17 protein-coding genes are annotated in these 18369 nt (G+C 45.7%); 15 read left to right on the forward strand and 2 right to left on the reverse strand.

Annotated elements, in window-relative coordinates:
- Positions 1–38 precede the first annotated feature (38 nt).
- The gene (phaQ, locus tag ACQCN2_RS07225) at positions 39–416 is read right to left on the reverse strand and encodes a poly-beta-hydroxybutyrate-responsive repressor (RefSeq protein ID WP_426928222.1); all 378 of its coding nucleotides are present in this window, start codon (positions 414–416) and stop codon (positions 39–41) included.
- A 172-nt stretch (positions 417–588) separates the two neighbouring features.
- On the opposite strand from phaQ, the gene ACQCN2_RS07230 reads away from it, so the two are divergent.
- The 7 genes from ACQCN2_RS07230 to ACQCN2_RS07260 all read left to right on the forward strand — a co-directional run bounded on the left by ACQCN2_RS07230 (position 589) and on the right by ACQCN2_RS07260 (position 7497).
- The gene (locus ACQCN2_RS07230) at positions 589–1236 is read left to right on the forward strand and encodes a DedA family protein (RefSeq protein ID WP_426928223.1); all 648 of its coding nucleotides are present in this window, start codon (positions 589–591) and stop codon (positions 1234–1236) included.
- A gap of 1 nt (position 1237) precedes the next feature.
- Entirely contained in the window at positions 1238–1804 is a 567-nt protein-coding gene (locus tag ACQCN2_RS07235) for a YkvA family protein (protein WP_426928224.1), read from the forward strand.
- Between the two features lie 68 nt (positions 1805–1872).
- Positions 1873–2823, forward strand: coding sequence for a 3'-5' exoribonuclease YhaM family protein (locus ACQCN2_RS07240; protein ID WP_426928225.1), 951 nt, complete (start codon positions 1873–1875; stop codon positions 2821–2823).
- Between the two features lie 193 nt (positions 2824–3016).
- A complete protein-coding gene (locus tag ACQCN2_RS07245; RefSeq protein ID WP_426928226.1) occupies positions 3017–4039 on the forward strand; it encodes a hypothetical protein in 1023 nt (340 codons plus the stop codon).
- Between the two features lie 44 nt (positions 4040–4083).
- Positions 4084–4278: a hypothetical protein gene (locus ACQCN2_RS07250; RefSeq protein ID WP_426928227.1), complete on the forward strand. Its 195-nt coding sequence runs from the start codon at positions 4084–4086 to the stop codon at positions 4276–4278.
- A 110-nt stretch (positions 4279–4388) separates the two neighbouring features.
- Complete coding sequence (locus ACQCN2_RS07255; protein WP_426928228.1) at positions 4389–6458, forward strand: YecA family protein; 2070 nt, start codon at positions 4389–4391, stop codon at positions 6456–6458.
- A gap of 97 nt (positions 6459–6555) precedes the next feature.
- On the forward strand, positions 6556–7497 hold the full coding sequence (locus ACQCN2_RS07260; RefSeq protein WP_426928229.1) for a phosphotransferase enzyme family protein: 942 nt from the start codon (positions 6556–6558) through the stop codon (positions 7495–7497).
- Between the two features lie 66 nt (positions 7498–7563).
- Here ACQCN2_RS07260 and ACQCN2_RS07265 read toward each other — a convergent pair whose 3' ends face one another.
- Entirely contained in the window at positions 7564–7989 is a 426-nt protein-coding gene (locus ACQCN2_RS07265; RefSeq protein ID WP_426928230.1) for a VOC family protein, read from the reverse strand.
- 277 nt (positions 7990–8266) lie between these two features.
- Between ACQCN2_RS07265 and ACQCN2_RS07270 the strand changes: the two genes are divergently transcribed.
- From ACQCN2_RS07270 to ACQCN2_RS07305, 8 genes are all read left to right on the forward strand, one after another.
- On the forward strand, positions 8267–9193 hold the full coding sequence (locus tag ACQCN2_RS07270; RefSeq protein ID WP_426928231.1) for a 4Fe-4S binding protein: 927 nt from the start codon (positions 8267–8269) through the stop codon (positions 9191–9193).
- Between the two features lie 12 nt (positions 9194–9205).
- Positions 9206–11281, forward strand: coding sequence for a molybdopterin-dependent oxidoreductase (locus ACQCN2_RS07275; protein WP_426928232.1), 2076 nt, complete (start codon positions 9206–9208; stop codon positions 11279–11281).
- A complete protein-coding gene (locus tag ACQCN2_RS07280; RefSeq protein ID WP_426928233.1) occupies positions 11274–11879 on the forward strand; it encodes a 4Fe-4S dicluster domain-containing protein in 606 nt (201 codons plus the stop codon). The genes ACQCN2_RS07275 and ACQCN2_RS07280 overlap by 8 nt, the downstream gene beginning before the upstream one ends.
- Positions 11863–13140: a PucR family transcriptional regulator gene (locus ACQCN2_RS07285; protein ID WP_426928234.1), complete on the forward strand. Its 1278-nt coding sequence runs from the start codon at positions 11863–11865 to the stop codon at positions 13138–13140. Before ACQCN2_RS07280 ends, ACQCN2_RS07285 begins: the two co-directional genes overlap by 17 nt.
- Positions 13141–13279: 139 nt before the next feature.
- On the forward strand, positions 13280–15745 hold the full coding sequence (locus ACQCN2_RS07290) for a molybdopterin-containing oxidoreductase family protein (protein WP_426928235.1): 2466 nt from the start codon (positions 13280–13282) through the stop codon (positions 15743–15745).
- A 7-nt stretch (positions 15746–15752) separates the two neighbouring features.
- Positions 15753–16445 carry a 4Fe-4S dicluster domain-containing protein gene (locus ACQCN2_RS07295; protein ID WP_426928236.1) on the forward strand — a complete coding sequence of 231 codons (693 nt, stop codon included), beginning with the start codon at positions 15753–15755 and terminating at the stop codon, positions 16443–16445.
- Between the two features lie 22 nt (positions 16446–16467).
- Entirely contained in the window at positions 16468–17700 is a 1233-nt protein-coding gene (gene nrfD / locus ACQCN2_RS07300; RefSeq protein WP_426928237.1) for an NrfD/PsrC family molybdoenzyme membrane anchor subunit, read from the forward strand.
- A complete protein-coding gene (locus ACQCN2_RS07305; RefSeq protein WP_426928238.1) occupies positions 17697–18305 on the forward strand; it encodes a TorD/DmsD family molecular chaperone in 609 nt (202 codons plus the stop codon). The genes nrfD and ACQCN2_RS07305 overlap by 4 nt, the downstream gene beginning before the upstream one ends.
- Positions 18306–18369: the final 64 nt, after the last annotated feature.

Raw genomic sequence — 18369 nt, forward strand, 5'->3', positions numbered from 1 at the left:
CTTGGCATATCGGCCAACACATAATGGACTCGTTTGAATCAATTATCATCGTGAGAATCTTTAGCTGAGTTTGCATTGAGGGGCTTGCCTGTGTAAAGAGAGAAGAAGCTCTCCAGCATTCGGTTGTATTCTCCTAATGCGCTTGCCCATTGTTTCAAGAATTGTTCCCCGGCATCGGTAATTGAATAAAGTCTGCGTGCGGGGCCACCATCGGCTGCGTCCCAAGCAGAAGTGATGAATCCTTCCTTTTCCAGTTGGCGCAATGTCCGATATACGGTTCCCTGATCGACACTGGGAAAACCAAATAAGCTTAATTTTTGAATTAAATCGTATCCATGAGTCTCCCATGATCGTAACAGGAGAAGTAAATAAGGTGTCAACCAGCTTCTTATGGGTTTCACCATATCTTGGTCCATTGGAAACCCTCCTTCGCGAGGCGTAACTATTACTGTTTACTACCTATGTGTAATTTACACTTAAGAACGTAAAATGTCAATGCAATGCCTTACTTTGATTTCCGGTTATCATTTGGCATAATAATGGTAAAATGAGTAAGAAGAAATGGGTAATGAAATGTGGTGAAGGGCATTGCAAGAGATTGTTCAGCAATTTGGCGGCTTTATCGAGCAATATGGATACATTTCTCTGTATGTTTTGTTTTTTCTGGGGATCATCGGTGCCCCCATGCCTGAAGAGACACTGCTGGTCTTTTCCGGTTTTTTGGTTTTCAGAGGAAAGCTTCTGTACTTTCCTACTGTCCTCACTTGCTATTTGGGATCGATTAGCGCAATGACGGCTGCCTATTGGATTGGACGTTTATTGGGGTACCCGTTTATCGAGAAGTATGGAAAACGATTAGGTTTAGGCTATACGTTATACAAACGAACGGAAGAGTGGTTTAATCGAGTTGGGAAGTGGGCGCTGCCAATGGGATATTTCATCCCGGGAGTAAGACAGTACACCGCCTATTTTGCAGGGATTACCAAGCTGCCATTTCCGACATTTATGCTCTATACTTACACGGGTGGACTGTTTTGGAGCGTGCTGTTTGTGACGATTGGCTGGCAATTGGGGGAAAGTTGGCCCACTTTATTTGCTTTGATTTCGCGGAATCTGGCGATATTCTTTGGCGGTTTGCTCCTGTTAATTGTGGGCTTAACCTACGTGCGCAAATTATCGAGTGCCAAGCAAAAAAATTCAACTCTAACGATCAAAAATCCAAACGGGAGGGATTAACATGTCAGACAGTGTCCAACAAGGCGAGAAGCGCGACACACAGGAAGAGGCAACGAAGCAAACGGCGAATCTGCCAGCTATTTTGAAGAAAGAGCCGGTAGAATTGGTACCGATTGAGATACCGGAAGAGCATCAGCGGTTTTATGACAAGCTTCGTAAAAAAATCGAAGCATACATTCGGGAAAAGGGAGTCAAGGACAGTATTGCCCAATATATTCTCCTGGCGCCTGATTTGTTTGTTCTGTTGGCACGTCTTTTGGCGGACAAGCGTGTTCCCATGCAAGCCAAGACCATTGCCGGGATTGCCATTGCCTACTTTATCTCACCCATCGATTTTATCCCAGAGGCATTGTTGGGGCCGCTTGGTTTGACAGATGATGTCGTGCTCGCTGTTTATGCCTTACGCAAAATCCTGGTCGATGTAGACGAGTGGATTGTCCGAGAGCATTGGAACGGTCAGGATGATTTGTTGGAAGTGATTACTCGCGTGATTAAATCAGCGGACAATCTGATCGGAAAGAAGGTTCTGAACAAAATACAAGACGTGCTGTTTGGGAAGAAGCGCTAATTAACAGTGCAGACGCTTATAAAAAATACAGGTCACGAAGAAGTATGGGAAAAGGAAGCGGTTGAAAGATGAGATTTTTAAGTGATTACGCCGAGGGAGAGCGGTTGGTATCGTTTTGTCTCGTAAAAAACAGGGAGATTGGCGTCGCCAGTAATCAAAGCGAATATATGAATTTGGAACTGGGAGATTCTAGCGGCAGTATCACCGCGAAAATTTGGGATGTAAATGAAGAACTGAAATCTATGATTCAGGTGAAGTCGATTGTCAAGGTGGATGCTCAGGTGCAATCCTATCGAGGCAAAAAGCAGCTAATCATCTCGCGGATTCGGCCGGCTTCTTCTTCAGATGAGGTAGCAATTGAATCACTGGTACCAGCATCTTCTTACGCGTTGGATGAACTCTTGAGGAAACTTGAGGACGCGGTGGACGAGCTTAAGAGTCCCGTACTCCGAGCCGTCATTAACGAAATCTTGACGCGCGAGGAACTCAAAAGCCGATTGATCAGCTTTCCGGCAGGCGTGAAGATGCACCACAACTACTATTCCGGGTTGCTGGAGCATATCGTGTCATTACTCGAGGTAGCCAGACGACTGCTCCCTCTCTATCCCCATGTAGACCACGATGTGCTGTTGTCCACTTGCATCCTGCATGATATCGGTAAGCTGTATGAATTAACGGACCCATTCGCCCCGGATTATTCGACTCCCGGACAGTTAATCGGGCATTTGGTGATGGGAGTTGATTTGGTAAGTGACGCCTGCCGGGTGCTTGGAATCGAGAGTGACAATCCAGAAGTGTTGCACCTCAAGCATTGTATTCTCAGCCATCATGGGGACACGGAGTTTGGTTGGGGAAGTGCGGTTTCAGGGAAAACACCGACAGCCATCCTGTTTCACTACCTTGATCAGATCGACAGCAAGATGAATGCTACGGGACAGACGCTCTCTCAAGGCGAGGCGGCAGAGGAAGAGTGGACCTATTCACCAGCGCTCAAAAGAAAGATTTGGAGAGGTTATTAAACTTGTGGTAAAATAAATCCCTTCGTAGTAAACGAGTGAAGGTTATTCCTTTGCTGTTTACACGCTAGGGATTTTTTGCTCTCTATCTGCTAAAAAAATCTTATGGTTGTAGGATTTTTTTTATTTATGTAGAATATCTAGGTTATTCCGCCTCTACGGAAAAGTACTGGTTAGTTAAAGAAGGAGAATGTTCATGAAACGGCCAACCTATACGCCAGCAAGCTACATCAAGAAGGTTTTTCGGCTAGGGGAGCGTTCACTTCCAAAAGATGAAATCATCGATCGCTTAAACCAATGGCTTGAGCAAATAGGAGAACCAACTACGAGTGAACGTGTTTTGAATGAAACGTTATCGTTGCCGGAAAGTCCGGTACGCGTAGGTAGTTCGGAAGCTATCATTGAGCTTACATACCAACCACATCAACTTTTCGACCTCGCCTATCGATATGTACGTGAATCACACGCCCCTAAGTCAATGGAACAAATTTTGCGGGAAGTCCGCAGACAGACGACATTTTCTTGGAATCAGGCTGCCAGACTGCTTATTTTGGAAAAAGACCCTCGTTTTGTTCAATACGCTGGAGATTCCCGTTGGTATTTAGCGGAGTGGCAAGTAATGAACGATCAGGTATATACCTGGATGGTGAAGACAGCAATCGATCGTACGGCCTTGCGGAATGTCCCAATAATGGCTGAACAGGAACTGGGGCTTGCTTTTAAGGAGCATATTTTCGTGCCTGAACAAGATGACCGTTTTGTTGTTTCAGGAGAAAATCTCTACCTGAATGCGGACCTGAAGCAATCAGTCGAACAAGTGCAGGATCAAGAAAAGGATACGCTGATTGATCCCGAAACGATTTTTGAAGAAGTGCAGGTTGCAACAGTTGTCCACTCGGAAGTTGATGCCCTGCAAGAAATCGCTGCTGCAATGACGGTAGTTGAACTAGAAACAGAATCAATGACAACCAAGGAGGAATCCGATATGAATATGACTCAACAACAAGTAAATGCTTCTGTTAAACAGGAAGTATCTCAACATCTCCGTCAAGCATTGGCAATTTTGGAAGCGCGCAATCATCAAATGTCACAGGAAGTTATCAACCACTTCCAAGAAAGCAACATTCAAGCGATTGAAGTGCTGATGAAAGAGAAACATAAGAATGAACAAACAGTAGTTGGCTTGGGCCAAGTACTTGCCCAATTTGAACAACAATGACCACGCTAGAGATCTCTATCCAACTGGAGGAACGGTTCAATTTATTGCGTGAAGTTGTCCAGATGTATCGGTTACGCCTTGTTCAAATGGAGCAGGAGGTTGTTGAATTGTTTGCGACCAATCAGCTTCAAGCGATATCGACTTGCATTATGGAAAAGCAACGGATTGAACAACGAGTTCAAAAGCTGGAGGTTTTCATCGAGCATTGGGAACCTTTAGCGGATATGAAGATCGATTGAATGAATATGGAAAAAGGAAAAACTTGAATAATACTTGTTAAATGCGGTATATATAGTGGGATGAATTGCCCCGCGCATACCGCGCTGGGATGAAAGGAGATTCAACCCCCATGTCAGTCGGTAGAAATGAACTTTGTCCGTGCGGAAGCGGAAAAAAATATAAAAAATGTTGCGGCATTGTTACTCCTATCACCCAATTGCAGGGCTCGAGGGAACAAAAATTGCGTCATGAGTACATGAATTGGATTGAGCGCTTTAATGGTTACATCTCTACGCAATTATCCAAGGAAGAGATGGATCAGGCCAGAGAACGGTTTTCTGACTCCACTGGTTTAACGATTGAAGAGACAAATAACGATTTGTGGGACGTTCATTTTCTGAACTGGTTCGTGTTTGATGTCAATCGAGGAAAATCCACCTTGATTCAAGACTTCGTCAAACAGTATGGCAAGCGCATGGATCGAACGGTACAGCAAACCTTCCTTGAACTTTCTCTTGGGATCTATGAGATTGATGAAGTAGAAGAAGAAATAGTAAAAGCACATAATCTGCTGACCAAAGAAGAGCATCGAATTATTGGCGCAAATGTATTTGGCCCCGAGAACGGACAACTCATTATTGGACGACTATTGCCATTGGGTGTACGCGATCTGCTCTTCTCAGGTAGTTTGATTGTACAACCTGGTATTAAGCCTGCGCTTTTTGATTGGTTGAGTGGGCACAATCTGACCGTCGCAGATGGGCAGAAGACTGATCTTCGCGCGCATACACTCGATTTGTATGGTCTCATTTTGCAAAGCAAGCCAAGCAGAATGAATACCCAGCCGAAACTTCAGGATCGTCTGGTTCGTCGTGTTTATACCAATATAGAGACCGAGCAGTTGCGCAAGATTCTGGAGAAACAGCCGTCTTTTGAGATGAAGAAACGCAATGATTCGGAAGAGATTTGGGTATATTCGTCTCGCAAGGAAGAATTTCTGTTCCGCTCCTTGAATAACACATTGCTTGAGCTCCATGAAGTGTTAGGCGAGGTATTAATCGTGAATGGTCAAGTCTGGATAGAAGGATTTGAAGATCAGATTCAGGATGTTGAGGTTCTTCTTCAGCTCGAGAATCACGGGTCAGTCGAAGAGATTGCCAAGCTTACCTCGACAGGTTCCAAATTAGGCAGAGGAACGATCTTTATCACTAGCCAACCTACCCTTCCGAAGAAGGTCCTTCAATGGGCGGTGCAAACGTATTTTGCCGAGAAATGGTTAGTGAGTCCACATCCGGAAATCAAAAACCTGCCTCCATTGTTGGCTGCCGCCGCCAATGTTGCGGAGTTGCGTGACAGAGTGGAGCATCAGGTTGATAAAATGGAGGATGAGGCGCGATTAGGTGTTGGTGCTGCCCGCTTTATGCGAGTGGAGATGCTAAGACCGAGCCTAGCTCTTCCGGTTCAATCCGTTCATATTCAAAATCTGTTGAATCGTCCATTGGTACAAGGGTTGCCGGACAGCTCCTACACCGTTCAATCGAAGCAGCTTGATGATATCGCCTTGTTCGTTTCTGAAGTGACAGGTGGCAAATCGGACGCAACCATTAAGAAATACGACGAAGCGATGAATCTGTTCCGTTCATTTGTAAGAAGCGCATTTGGTCCGGAATTTACCTGGGACCAGTTAAGAAGAGAAGAGGTAGCTTATTTCCTTGTCCAGGATGTTACCGAGCGCAGTGATTCGTTAACCAAGACATTGGCTGCCAATCTGCTTTCTGTTCTTTCAGCGTTCTTCAAATGGGTGGATAAACAATATGCAACCAATCTGAGCAACAAGCTCCAACCGTTGTTAGGCGATATGAAGGAAGATTTGCCGGAAGCGTATAAATTATTGTCTACTCTGGCGAAAGAAGCTTCTCAAAACCTGCATGAGCGAACGCTCTCTCCACAAAACGTGGAAGAGACACACATGCTTGTACTAGCGAAGCAAGACCAACTTTTGCAAGTTAAGCTTGCGGATGGACAAACCATCGATCTCGCCATCGGTGAAGGGGTAGATTCAGTCCTGGATACAGATTGGATGCTTGCTGGTTTGATTGGTCAAGCGGAAGATGGCACCTGGCACTTATACAGCGCGCCTAAGGTATATCCTCCAGTGATCAGCACGCTTCTAGGAGTTTCCGTTTCCGTTCTAGTATAAAGAAAACGATATAGATCAGCGAAAGAAAGAGCAGCAGCCATACAGATGAGCTGGCCTGCTCTTTTTTTATTGAGCAAGAACTGGAGGGAAGAAAATCTTGAAGGATAGTGTACTGGATCAGATATGTGACCAATTTGGTTGCAAAGAGTCAGAAATCAAACTTCTCGGGGGTTATCACAACAATGTATGGGAGATCAATTGTGGTAGACCCATCGTGATCAAGCTCTTGGATCAATCACCCGGGATCATCGAGACGATTCGATCAGAAGTAGAATGGATGGAGTATTTACTTGAAAATGGTTTTCGGGTCGCTAAACCCGTACGGTTTAACGAAAAACATGAAGTGAAGGAAATCTCGGAACACCATATCTTGATTGCTTTTGAAAAGTTACCCGGGTTTCATGTCAGTGTTGAAAACAAGGAGTTGTGGAACAACGATTTATTTAACAAATGGGGACAGGTCATGGGGAAAATGCACTCCCTAGCCACAGCATATAAGCCAATCAACCAACGCCCGCAATGGTTTAAGCATCCATTATTCAATAAGGAGATTTGCTCATTAGAACCCGCGTTACTGAAAAGGTGGAAGAAGTATCAAGCGGGGTTCAGGCATCTTTCAGTATCTGAGGGCACTTTTGGGCTGATTCATGGGGATTTGCACCATCAAAACTTGCTGTATCAAGAAGGGGAAATATCCATTATTGATTTTGGCGACAGTGAATACCATTGGTTTGCTTACGACATAGCCATCGCCATTTATCATTCGGCGCAAACAATGAAAAAGGGAAAAGTGAGGATGGAATTCGCGAAACGTTTTTTCCATTCGTTTATGGACGGGTATTTTAAAGAAAATTCGAATATAGAAATCGTTTCGCAAATTGATCAATTTATTAACTACAGGCATCTTTTCTCATACGTGTATCATTGGGAATTTTCAGGTAACCATCCGTTCACTGAGTCACAGCGAAACTATCTTGAAGAGATGAGATTATCATTGCTCAATGAAGATTCGTATTTGGGGTTATCATTAGTTGAGTAACGGCTCTGTTGCAATCGATGCAACAGAGCCGTCTTTTTTTAGCTAGATAGAGTGAAGTCGTCTCGTTTATTTATGACCCTCGGTGAAAATTTGGAAGGTTACACCAAACTTGTCCGTAACAATTCCATAACCAGGGCTAAAGAAGGTTTCTTGCAAAGGCATCTTTACTTGTCCACCTGGCTGTAAGGCTTCAAAAATCTGTTTAGCCTGATTCGCATCATTCATAGTAATACAGATGGTCACTTGATCTCCGCTTTGGAGTGTTTGACCCGGGAACGTATCAGAAAACATGAGGTCCGATTCGCCGATTTTTAGCGAGGCGTGTGATACAAGATCTTTTGCTGCTTCTGGTAACGGAAAATCAGGGTTTGGCGGCATTTCACCGAAGCTTTGTTGGAACAAAACTTTGGCGCCTAATGCTTGCTCATAAAACTGAATTGCTTCCTTGGCATTTCCGTTCATCATTAAATAAGGGATCAAACGCAACGTCATGCAGAATCAGCTCCTTAGATTTCTTAATGGGTAGAAAGGCGACTAAATCTTTGAAAGATCACTACCATTATTCCCCACATACTGATTATAAAACAAAGAACGTATGTTTGTAAATTCGGAGATGGGAGCCTTGGCTACGTCATCAAATTCACAGAACCGTAATAATATCTGCCTATTTGGAGTTACAAATACCAAATGGGAAATTTGTATAATGATTCCATGTGAATTATCGTTTTAATCCAACCGATATTGGAGATACACATGCGATGAGGTGTGAATGATGGGGATATTTAGTCGATGGATAGAGAGTCTTGATTATGAAGTTACAATTTCGAAGGCTTGCACACGAAAAAAAAGTCCGCATTCCCGTTGTGATCAATGCCTTTCTGCCTGTTCCAAACAAGCTCTTTTACTACATGAAGGACAAGTAGCAATAGATCGCAACCTCTGTAATGATTGCGGCGAATGTCTGGTTTCTTGTCCAGTGCAGGCTATTAAAGGTATTTATCCGAAAAGAAATCGGATAGGAGAACACCTTGTTTATTCGGATGAGTACGTACCAACAGAGAAGGAATTGCTGGTTCACTATAAAAAAGGGATCAAGGCTATAACAACCGCTGGCAAACAATTGAATGAAAAGTGGAAAGACGTGTTAAGCAAGACGAATGAATCGCTGGAAAAGTTGGGGGAGACTCCTTTTCGTGTGGTCGAGAAGCAGCTGACGCAGGAAGAAGTCACGTATACACGCAGAGAGCTGTTTTTTTTCTGGAAAGAAGAAAGTCAATCACTGCTCAAAGAAATAATGCCCGCTCAATTTCGCTTTAATCAGGAAGACTTGAATCTGCTTCATCATTATCCAGATTTTCAATTTGCAAGTATTGAGGTCAATCAAGAGACATGCTCGATATGTGGAGCCTGCACATTTTTATGTCCAACCCATTGTATAAAGATTGAGGATGGAAAAATGTTGTTGCAACCTAGCCAATGTACCAAATGCAACCTTTGTGCAGAGATATGTCCCGAAAAGGCAATTTCTGTCACTCTAGGAATTTTGCCCAAAAAAGATACGATCCTGCTAACAGCAAAAAAAGTATGTGAGCAATGTGGATCGACTTTTGAAAGTTTGAGTCAGGACGGTATGACTTGTGTCTCATGTACAAAACGGGGAAGGTTCGGGTCAGTTCATGAACGTACAGGCGTGTAGGAGGGGAATGTCTTGACGAAGAGCTTTTCCAATGTTTGTCCAAGAGACTGTTTTGGATCTTGTCGTATCAGAACCGTAGTAAATCAAGGGAAAATTGTTGAACTAACAGGGTTCCCGAAGGATACATACACGCATGGAGCCCTATGTGCCAAAGGGTATGCCTATCATCATCTACAAGAATCTGCGGACAGGGTCCTATATCCCATGAAACAAACAGGTAGAGGATCAGGGAACTGGAAGAGACTTTCATGGGAGGAAGCGCTGGGAGAGATAGCTGATCGGTTAATAAAAATCAAAACAGAAGAGAAGACTCTTTTGCCAGTTTGTCTCAATAAGTATTTAGGAAATACCGGGGTTCTAAACGGAGCGGTTGAAGCATTCTTTCGCAGCATTGGTTATGTCACTTTCATGGTTGGAACCCCTTGTGATTCGGCTGGTATTGATGCTTTGATTTTAAGTTATGGGGCTAGTCGAAAGCCTCGTCCTGAAGACATGGTCAATTCCCGCCTTATCCTGATTTGGGGAGCGAACCCCGCATGGACAGCATCCCATCAGATGCGTTATGTCTATGAAGCCAGGGCACGCGGAGCCAAGATCGTGGTAATCGACCCACAGTACACAGCGACAGCAGCCCGAAGCGACTTGTATGTAGAGGTTAAGCCAGGTGGTGATGGCTATCTTGCGCTTGGGATGGCCAAGACAATTGTTCTTGAAGGGCTTACGGATGATACGTTTCTGAAAGAAGCAACTTTGGGATGGGAACCTTACCGAACGTATCTGTTAACAGTTGAATGGAAGGAAATTACAGAAGGATGCGGTCTCGAGGAGCAAGACATCCGCGAATTGGCTCGTCTTTACGCAGGGGTTAAGCCATCCACAATCTGGCTGGGAATCGGCGCCCAGCATCATCCTTCCGGTGGTCAGAATTTCCGGATCATTGATAGCTTGGCAGCTCTAACGGGAAATATCGGTATTTCAGGTGGGAATGTTCACTATGCGGTATCTGAAATAGCCCCGCAGGTGGGCAATTATTCTGGTATAACACCTCCCCCCGGTTCCAAGGGTTGGGTGAATCCAAGTGGAATAGAGGGACATCGACGTATCGGTACCGGGAGAAATAAGGAATTAGCAAGTTTGACTCCTCCCGTACGATTATTGTGGGTAAGTGGCCGAAACCCGATCGCTCAAGATCCTGAGAGTAAAAGCATACGCAAGGTTTTTCAACAGATTGAGACCATTGTGGTTACGGACCAGAGAATGACGGCAACCGCTGGACAAGCAGACTTTTTTCTGCCCGTATCGACATTTTTTGAATATGAGGATGTTGTGATCTCCAATTGGCATTATGGGGTCGCTATCAATCAGAAAGCGATGGAGCCAGCAGGGGAAAGCAGGACGGATTATTGGATTGTCCGTGAACTAGCCAGAATGCTGAACGAACGGTATCCGGGCTTCAGTACGTTTCCGACAGAGCTTGAACCACATGGCTGGCTAGATTTAGTATTGGAGCCTTACTACTCTGGGTGGGGGATTAAGCACTATCGAGAGCTTGCCATTCATCAGGTACAACTCGATTTTCCTGATGTTCCGTGGAAGGATCATCGCTTTTTAACTCCCTCTGGGAAATATGAATTTTATTCAGAACGGGCAAAGAGTCTAGGTGTTCCCGAAATCCCAATTCCCGCTCAGGTTCAGAAGTCGACATCAGCATATCCGTTGCAGCTATTGAGTGTGCGCAGTTATGCCAGTTTGAATTCTCAATTCCCACACTTATCTAAATTATTGACAGGAGAAGGGTCGAAGCTGCTCATTCATCCGCACACGGCATTAGCCAAGGGAATTGAGGAAGGGCGGGTAGCTTGCGTGTATAATGCACTGGGTGAAATTCGGCTGCCTGTCTTATACACGTATTCTGTACCCTATGATGTGCTAGTGGTATATGTGGGGATGACGAATGAGGAAAACAAAGTGGTGAACTCGTTGTTGGATTTTAGGGAAGCGGATTTGGGTACGTTGAGCAGTGGTGTTCCAGGTCTCTCCTTTCAGTCCTGCTATGTCAATATTACGAGGAGCGTAGGGCATGGCTGAAAAAACCTTTTTGTTTGACCCGAATAAGTGCCTAGGATGCCGTGCTTGTCAGATGTCCTGTGCAACGAACCGGAATTTGCCCAAGGGAGTATTTCTACGTAAGGTAAACGAGGTTGAACTTAAACTAAATGGTCAATGGACGAAATATTTTTTATCATCTGCCTGCCATCAATGCCAGAACCCAGAGTGTATGCGTCTGTGTCCAGAGCAAGCCATCCGCAAGCGACGGGACGGAATCGTGATCCTGGCAACCGATAAATGTACAAAATGTTCGGTGTGTTTGCATGGGTGCCCATTCGAGGCTCCGGTTCGTGATCAAGAGTCAGGACAGATTTATAAATGCGATTTTTGTTACGACAGATTGGATGAGGGAAAAGAAGCCTATTGTGTAGGGGCTTGTCCGGTCAACGCTCTGATGCTCATTGAGTTGCCTGACAACTTTAAAGAGAATCCAGAGTGGGTACGCAGGTTACCCAATGTTCCCAGAGTTCAATTAACCAGACCCTCCGTGCGGTACTATCCGTTAAGGGTTGGCCGTCAAATGCGGCGTAGCAAGGAAGGGTTGAAACAGGGGGGAAGCTATGAAAATGAGGACTGAGATCAGCATTCGACAAGAATGGCTGTCAGCGTTACTAAACAATCGGGATCTTCCTTACTATGCGCGCAAGGTGGCGAGTAGACTGGGCCGTGTCGTACTTATAGTGAGTGCTACCGGTCGAGTGTTAACGCTTCACGATTCAATGGGATCAGGAATTGAATTGGAGGAATTTTGCCCAACACTTCCAGAGTATCAGGATGCAAACAATTGGAATCTGTTAAATGGCGACAGGCTCCCAATTATTCGCGGGCAATGGTTTGATAGTAGTTCAGCGAGCGTGATAACGGAGTATTTAGCAGTTCCCCTGTCTTCAGGGAGTCATCTTGCCGGTTATCTCTATGTATTGGGTGAACCTGATCTAAGCGATGAAGATCAACAGTATCTGTGGGAATCGGCACTGACTGTCATGCTTGCGCTTGAAGAGAAGGGGCGGTTTCAGCAGGAGGAAGAACGCTACCAAACAGAGTTTTTACGGGATATCTTGTACAACAATTTTGATTCCAGGCGAGCCATCCTTCATAAGGCCAAGTTTTGGAATTGGGATCTTGGTGGAGCTTGGGCTTTAGTTGTAGCAGAGGGAACTGGTTTCGTTAGTGCGGAAAACCAACGAGAAGTGGAAATAAAACCATGGATTGATCATGCCGTTAGCATCGCTTGGAGAAGTAATGGAAATAAAATGAGAATCCCTCTTACAATTGTCCAAAATGGTCAAATTTTAATCCTAGTTCCATTGTTTGAATCAGATAAGCGTAAAAATACATTACTCATGAGCAAGTTCCTGGAGAAGCTGATGGAGTCTGCTAGGCAAAGTGGGGTTGGCGAACTGGAAGTAGGTGTGGGGACTTTTGCAGATTCGATTGATGGAGTATACAAAGTGTATCAGGAAGCGAAAATGGCTTTGGAATTAGGGAAAGCGTTCGCTTATCGTTTTCCGTGCTTTTTTGATGAAATCGGCGTGCTGAAGTTTGTATTTAGCCAACCAGCACAAGAACTTCAGGAGTTTGCCCAACGGGTTCTCGGTAAATTATCTGATTATGATCGAGAAACAGAAGCCGGCTTGCAAGATACGTTAATGGCGTATTTTAAAGCTCGTCTACAGATACCGGAGTGTGCGCGCGAACTGTTTATTCATGAGAACACGTTGCGCAACAGATTAAAAAAGATCGAGCAACTAACCAATCTGGATTTACATCGAGTCGATCATTTGTGCAATCTTTATATTGCCCTTGAAGTGCTGCGGCTGGGAGGGGAATCCATGTAATCAATCATAAGGAAAAGACCCAATGGAGTTTTCGACAACGAAGACTCCTTTTTCTTGTGATTTCTACATAGGTAAAAAGATATGCCATAAGCGAAATATCTTCCTCGTAATACTATTCATTCAAACAGGGAGGATATTTATGCTGAAGATGAAGCGTCGCCAGTTCTTAAAAGGTATGGCGGTAACTGCAGCTACAGTCGGACTAGGAATTCCTGGGGCTAAATTTCTGAAAGCCGGATCAGAACCAAACTCTCAGCTGACAGAAAAGGTTTTCCGTACAGGACATTCTAATAACTGCGATGGAGCTTGTGGTCATCTGGTCCACGTGGTTGGTGATCGTGCCACTTTTATTGAAAGTGCCGAATGGAAAACCAATATCGATGGATCAAGTTGTCCGGATTTTCATAAGCGGATCTGCTTGCGGGGTGTCTCTCAACTGCAAAACACGTACAGTCCCAATCGAATCAAGTATCCATATCGTCGGGTAGGTCCACGTGGTTCGGGTGAATGGGAGCGGATCAGTTGGGAGGAAGCGATTTCGACGATTGCGGAGAACCTGAAAAAAGTCCAGAAAAAATACGGAGAGAAGTCCGTCTGGATTGCCCCCTACACGGGTTCTTTGTCGCTTTTGGAAGGTGTGACTGGTGCAGGCTACCGTTTTGCCAGTGCGATTGGGGCCTCTGCCGGGGACTTCATTGGAGACAATCAGGGAGACAGCGCGTGTCCAGCCGGGTTCAACTACGTGTTGGTGGATACGGAGAATCCGGCTAATGGCGGCGGAATGTTTGATGGACATGAATTCTCTGATTATCTCAATTCCAAGGTGATTATTCTATGGGCGAATAATGTGGCGGAAACGGCTATTCCAGATTGGCGCACTGTATGCGAGGCCAGGAAAAACGGTACGAAGCTCATTGTAATCGATCCTCGCTATACTCCAACATCCGCAGCCGCTGACCTATGGGTGCCGATTCGGCCGGGAATGGACACAGCCCTAATTGATGGCATGATGAACTGGATCATTCAGAATAGACGCTACGATGAGGGATATGTACGTCAATATACGGTGGCGCCTTATCTCATTCATCCGGAAACGAAAAAATTTCTCAAGCACAAGGATATTGTAGCGGGTGGGGAAGACAAGTATCTTGTGGTGGATGAACAAGACGGCAAGATCAAGAAGTGTGACGATCCTACATTGGGTAAAGCGGCTTTGTTTGGGACCCATGCGGTTGGAACATGGAAGGCTAGGACTGCTATGCAAGTTCTAGCGGATACATTGTCCAAATACACGCCGGAGTATACGGCAAAGATTACGGAAGTAGACCCTGAAACGATCGTACAACTGGCTAAGCTTTATTCGGGTAACCATCCGGCTGCGATCAAGGTAGGATTCGGACTATCTCACTGGTACCGAGGGGACCTGACCTATCAAGCTTTGCTTACGATGTCGGCCCTGACGGGGAATATTGGGGTACACGGCGGAGGTGTCACGATTGTTAGCGGTGTGTTTACATCAACAGCCTATGATATTCCGCTCTGGTTCTTTCCTGATAACAAGCAGTTTACTTATTTGCCTCCGATGCAAGCCTGTGACGCGATGCTTGAGGATAAACCATATCCGGTTCGCGCCGCGTGGTTTATGGTGGATAATTACGCGCAGCAGATGTCCGATCGTAACAAAGTGTTAAAAGCTTTGGATAAGCTTGATTTCTTGGTTGTCTCTGATTATGTGCTTTCCGCCACAGCGGAGATGGCTGATATCGTCCTGCCAGCCTGTACCTATTTGGAGAAGACGGATTTGCTAGGCTCAAATAACCACTACCTCCAGTATATGCCCAAAATTATCGAGCCGTTATGGGAATCCAAGTCTAACCTTGATGCGATCCGAATGGTTGCTGAAAAAATGGGAGTGGGGCGATACTTTTCCAAGACACCAGACGAGTACATCAAGGAGATTCTGCACATTGGTGATCCTCACGCAAATCCGCTGGTTCGAGGTCTCACATGGGAGCAGCTGACGAGTGGGGCTTATCGTCTGAATACGGAGACTGTTCCGTATGTGCCATTCTTTAATAAACAATTCCCGACGAAATCTGGGAAGATCGAGTTTTATGTAGAGCGCTTGATTCCCTATGAACAAGAGGTTTGCGATTTCAAAGAACCTTGCGAAGCATCTCCCAACAATCCGCTGTTCAAGAAATACCCGCTGGTGTTTCTTAGCACGCACACACGCTTTAGAACTCACTCCCAATACAGTGATTTGCCGTGGTTAAAAGAGATCAATAACAACGGAGAGGGATTCCTCGAAATCAATCCACTGGATGCCGCCAAACGTGGGATTCAGAGCGGAGATGTTATACGAATCTTTAATGACCGGGGCGAGATGAAGGTGCGAGCGCGTTTGACAGAAGGGATCAAACCTGGGGTAACCAATTGCTATCAAGGCGGCTGGGTCACGAAGCAGGTCAAACACTACATTGAAGGACATCCCAATAACCTGACCCATCAAATTGCGAATCCCGCTCAGTCCATTGTCCCCAATTTTCAATCGAATGCGGCTTATTTTGACTGTTTAGTGGAAGTTGAGAAAGTGAAGGAGTGAATGAGGGATGAGTAAGCATTGGGGAATGGTAATTGATCAGAACCGCTGTATCGGCTGTTGGACCTGTGCGGTGAGCTGCAAATCCATTAACAATCAGCCATTGGGAATCTTTTGGAATCGGGTATTAACGACTCAGCAGAGTGAGTCCGAGTCAGCTGCTTCGCCAGCAACTGAAGCCATTGATGTACCACACGGGGTATTCCCGCATCTGGCATTGGCCTACCAGCCAACTTCGTGTCAGCATTGTAAAGACGCACCCTGTGAAAAAGTCTGTCCGGTATCCGCAACCTTCCGCAGAGAAGACGGGGTTGTGCTGGTGGATTATGAACGTTGCATCGGTTGTCGTTACTGTATGGCGGCTTGTCCGTACGGCGCGCGGGTTTTTAACTGGAAAAAACCGGAGTACACACCAGAAGCACCAGTGGGCTATGGCAAGGACTATCGCTCAGATGGTCGTCTGGTGTTTACGCCACAGCGTCCGATCGGAGTTACAGAGAAGTGCACATTCTGCGTGGAGAGGATCGATGAGGGCAAAAAGCCGATGTGTGTGGAACTCTGTCCGGCAGGAGCGCGTTTCTTTGGGGATCTAAATGATCCGCGAAGCGAAGTCAGCCAAATGGGTGGACATCAGTTGATGAGTGAATTAGGAACCCATCCGAGCGTTCGTTATATTCCGGTGGACAAACGGCCTAAGGTTTAAATGAGGGGAGGAGGTTAGATTTATGGAAGGCAATAAACGCGTAAATAAAGGATACGTCGCATGGCTGCTCATTCTCGGGGCCTTTTTGCTCATCGGAATTGCAGCTTGGGTGTATGAACTGATATTCGGTCTGGGTGTAACAGGTATGCGGGATGTAATCTCTTGGGGGCTCTACATTATTTCATTCACTTTTTTTGTCAAGCTGTCCGCGGGTGGGCTGATCGTGGCTTCCTCGGCAGAAGTATTTGGAGCGAAAGCATTACGGCCATTGGCGAAACTTGGCGTGCTCACAGCCGCCGTCTGTATTTCAGTCGCGGGGCTCTCCATCATTGCGGATTTAGGCAGGCCGGATCGTATCCTGAACCTTTTTATGCATGCGCATGTTACGTCACCGATGGTTTGGGACGTGACGATTGTTTCACTTTACTTCCTTTTGGCTGTAGTAGAACTTTGGCTGATGTCTGGAAAGAATCATAGCGTGGGGCGTGAGAGAACTCTAAAAACGTTAGCTGTGATCGGGTTGCCGGCGGCTTTTTCCTTGCATTCCATTACCGCCTTTATTTTCGGGTTACAGATATCCCGGCCATTCTGGAATACAGCGCTGATGCCTCCATTGTTTGTTGTATCGGCCATTGTTTCTGGGACGGCGTTGGTGGCGATTATCGTTTGGATTCTGGAGAAGATCAAAGCAGTAAAGCTAAGCGGAAAAACATGGAATACATTGTGTATTTTGATGGCGGTAAGCCTTGCGATTGATTTGTTTATGACGTTTTGCGACTACCTGACCACTTTATGGGATAAGGTACCAGATGATCTCAAGGTTTTGAGCACTTTATTACCTGGAGGACGGTATGAACCGCTGTTTTGGCTGGAGTGGGTGATTGGCGGAGCGATTCCTTTCATCATTTTGGTTGTTCCTAGCCTCAAGCGCAGAGTAGGACTGGTTGCGATTGCTGCTTTACTGATTCTTGTGGGTGTGTTCGCTTTTCAAACAGAGTTGGTGGTCGCTGGTATGGCCAATCCACTTATCCAGTTGCCGCCAGGAATATCTGTGGGGACCTTTACTTTGGGAGCATCGTCATTTGAACTAGTCGGGCAATATATGCCAACTTGGGTTGAGCTTGCGATCTTGATTGGTCTCCTCGCCTTAATCGCTATACTTACGATACTCGGATATCGTTTCCTTAACATTAAAGGCTCGATGAAGGACAGTGAGGAGTCTTGGAGTCAGTCGGTAAGGGGGGAAACCACTTGAAAAAAGAGGCTGCCAAACTTCTCAGTAACTGGTGGACTTCACCGGACCAAATGTTCATCGAGCATTGGTTAACTCCAGGCAGATGGGGGAGTGTTATTGAACTGTGGCACGAGCTTGATCTTCCGAAGATTCACTTGGTAATGAATCTGTATGTTGCTTTGACCGAGGAAAGCGATCAGATCAGACAAGAGTACGAACGCCTCTTTGTTGGACCGGGACGAGTTCCTTGTCCTCCGTATGAGGCGGTTTGGCAATTGGAACGACCAAGGCATGAAGAGGGAATGGTTACGGGAGAAGCTACTGATGCGGTGAGTAGACTCTACGCTTCGATGGGTCTTCATGCTCAGCCAGGGTGTCCAGAATTTCTAGATCACGTGGCTATAGAATTGGAGGCACTTGCGCATGCTTGGTCGGGTAGAGCAGGATTCATGGATGCCCATCATCTTTTGGAGAATCACCTGGCTAAATGGATTCCCTTGTTTTGTGAATCGGTAGTAGAAGATACCAAATTAGACTTTTACCGAATATTGGCGGTTTTGACGATGGAGTCCGTTCAGAGTTGGGCTGAACAAAGCCGACTAGAAGTTGAGGGATTATTCACTTAACCGAAAGTGTAGATGTGGAGATGAGGTGACCTTCACTCTAGGTGCTGTGAGGCCCGTGACCGAC

The sequence above is a fragment of the Brevibacillus ginsengisoli genome (genome assembly GCF_050113715.1).
GTDB lineage: Bacteria > Bacillota > Bacilli > Brevibacillales > Brevibacillaceae > Brevibacillus_H > Brevibacillus_H ginsengisoli.

Coding starts and splice junctions, on each gene's coding strand:
- phaQ (WP_426928222.1), bottom strand. CDS start 416: ATGGACCAAGATATGGTGAAACCCATAAGAAGCTGGTTGACACCTTAT.
- ACQCN2_RS07235 (WP_426928224.1), top strand. CDS start 1,238: ATGTCAGACAGTGTCCAACAAGGCGAGAAGCGCGACACACAGGAAGAG.
- ACQCN2_RS07240 (WP_426928225.1), top strand. CDS start 1,873: ATGAGATTTTTAAGTGATTACGCCGAGGGAGAGCGGTTGGTATCGTTT.
- ACQCN2_RS07245 (WP_426928226.1), top strand. CDS start 3,017: ATGAAACGGCCAACCTATACGCCAGCAAGCTACATCAAGAAGGTTTTT.
- ACQCN2_RS07255 (WP_426928228.1), top strand. CDS start 4,389: ATGTCAGTCGGTAGAAATGAACTTTGTCCGTGCGGAAGCGGAAAAAAA.
- ACQCN2_RS07265 (WP_426928230.1), bottom strand. CDS start 7,989: ATGACGTTGCGTTTGATCCCTTATTTAATGATGAACGGAAATGCCAAG.
- ACQCN2_RS07270 (WP_426928231.1), top strand. CDS start 8,267: ATGATGGGGATATTTAGTCGATGGATAGAGAGTCTTGATTATGAAGTT.
- ACQCN2_RS07280 (WP_426928233.1), top strand. CDS start 11,274: ATGGCTGAAAAAACCTTTTTGTTTGACCCGAATAAGTGCCTAGGATGC.
- ACQCN2_RS07285 (WP_426928234.1), top strand. CDS start 11,863: ATGAAAATGAGGACTGAGATCAGCATTCGACAAGAATGGCTGTCAGCG.
- ACQCN2_RS07290 (WP_426928235.1), top strand. CDS start 13,280: ATGCTGAAGATGAAGCGTCGCCAGTTCTTAAAAGGTATGGCGGTAACT.
- ACQCN2_RS07295 (WP_426928236.1), top strand. CDS start 15,753: ATGAGTAAGCATTGGGGAATGGTAATTGATCAGAACCGCTGTATCGGC.
- nrfD (WP_426928237.1), top strand. CDS start 16,468: ATGGAAGGCAATAAACGCGTAAATAAAGGATACGTCGCATGGCTGCTC.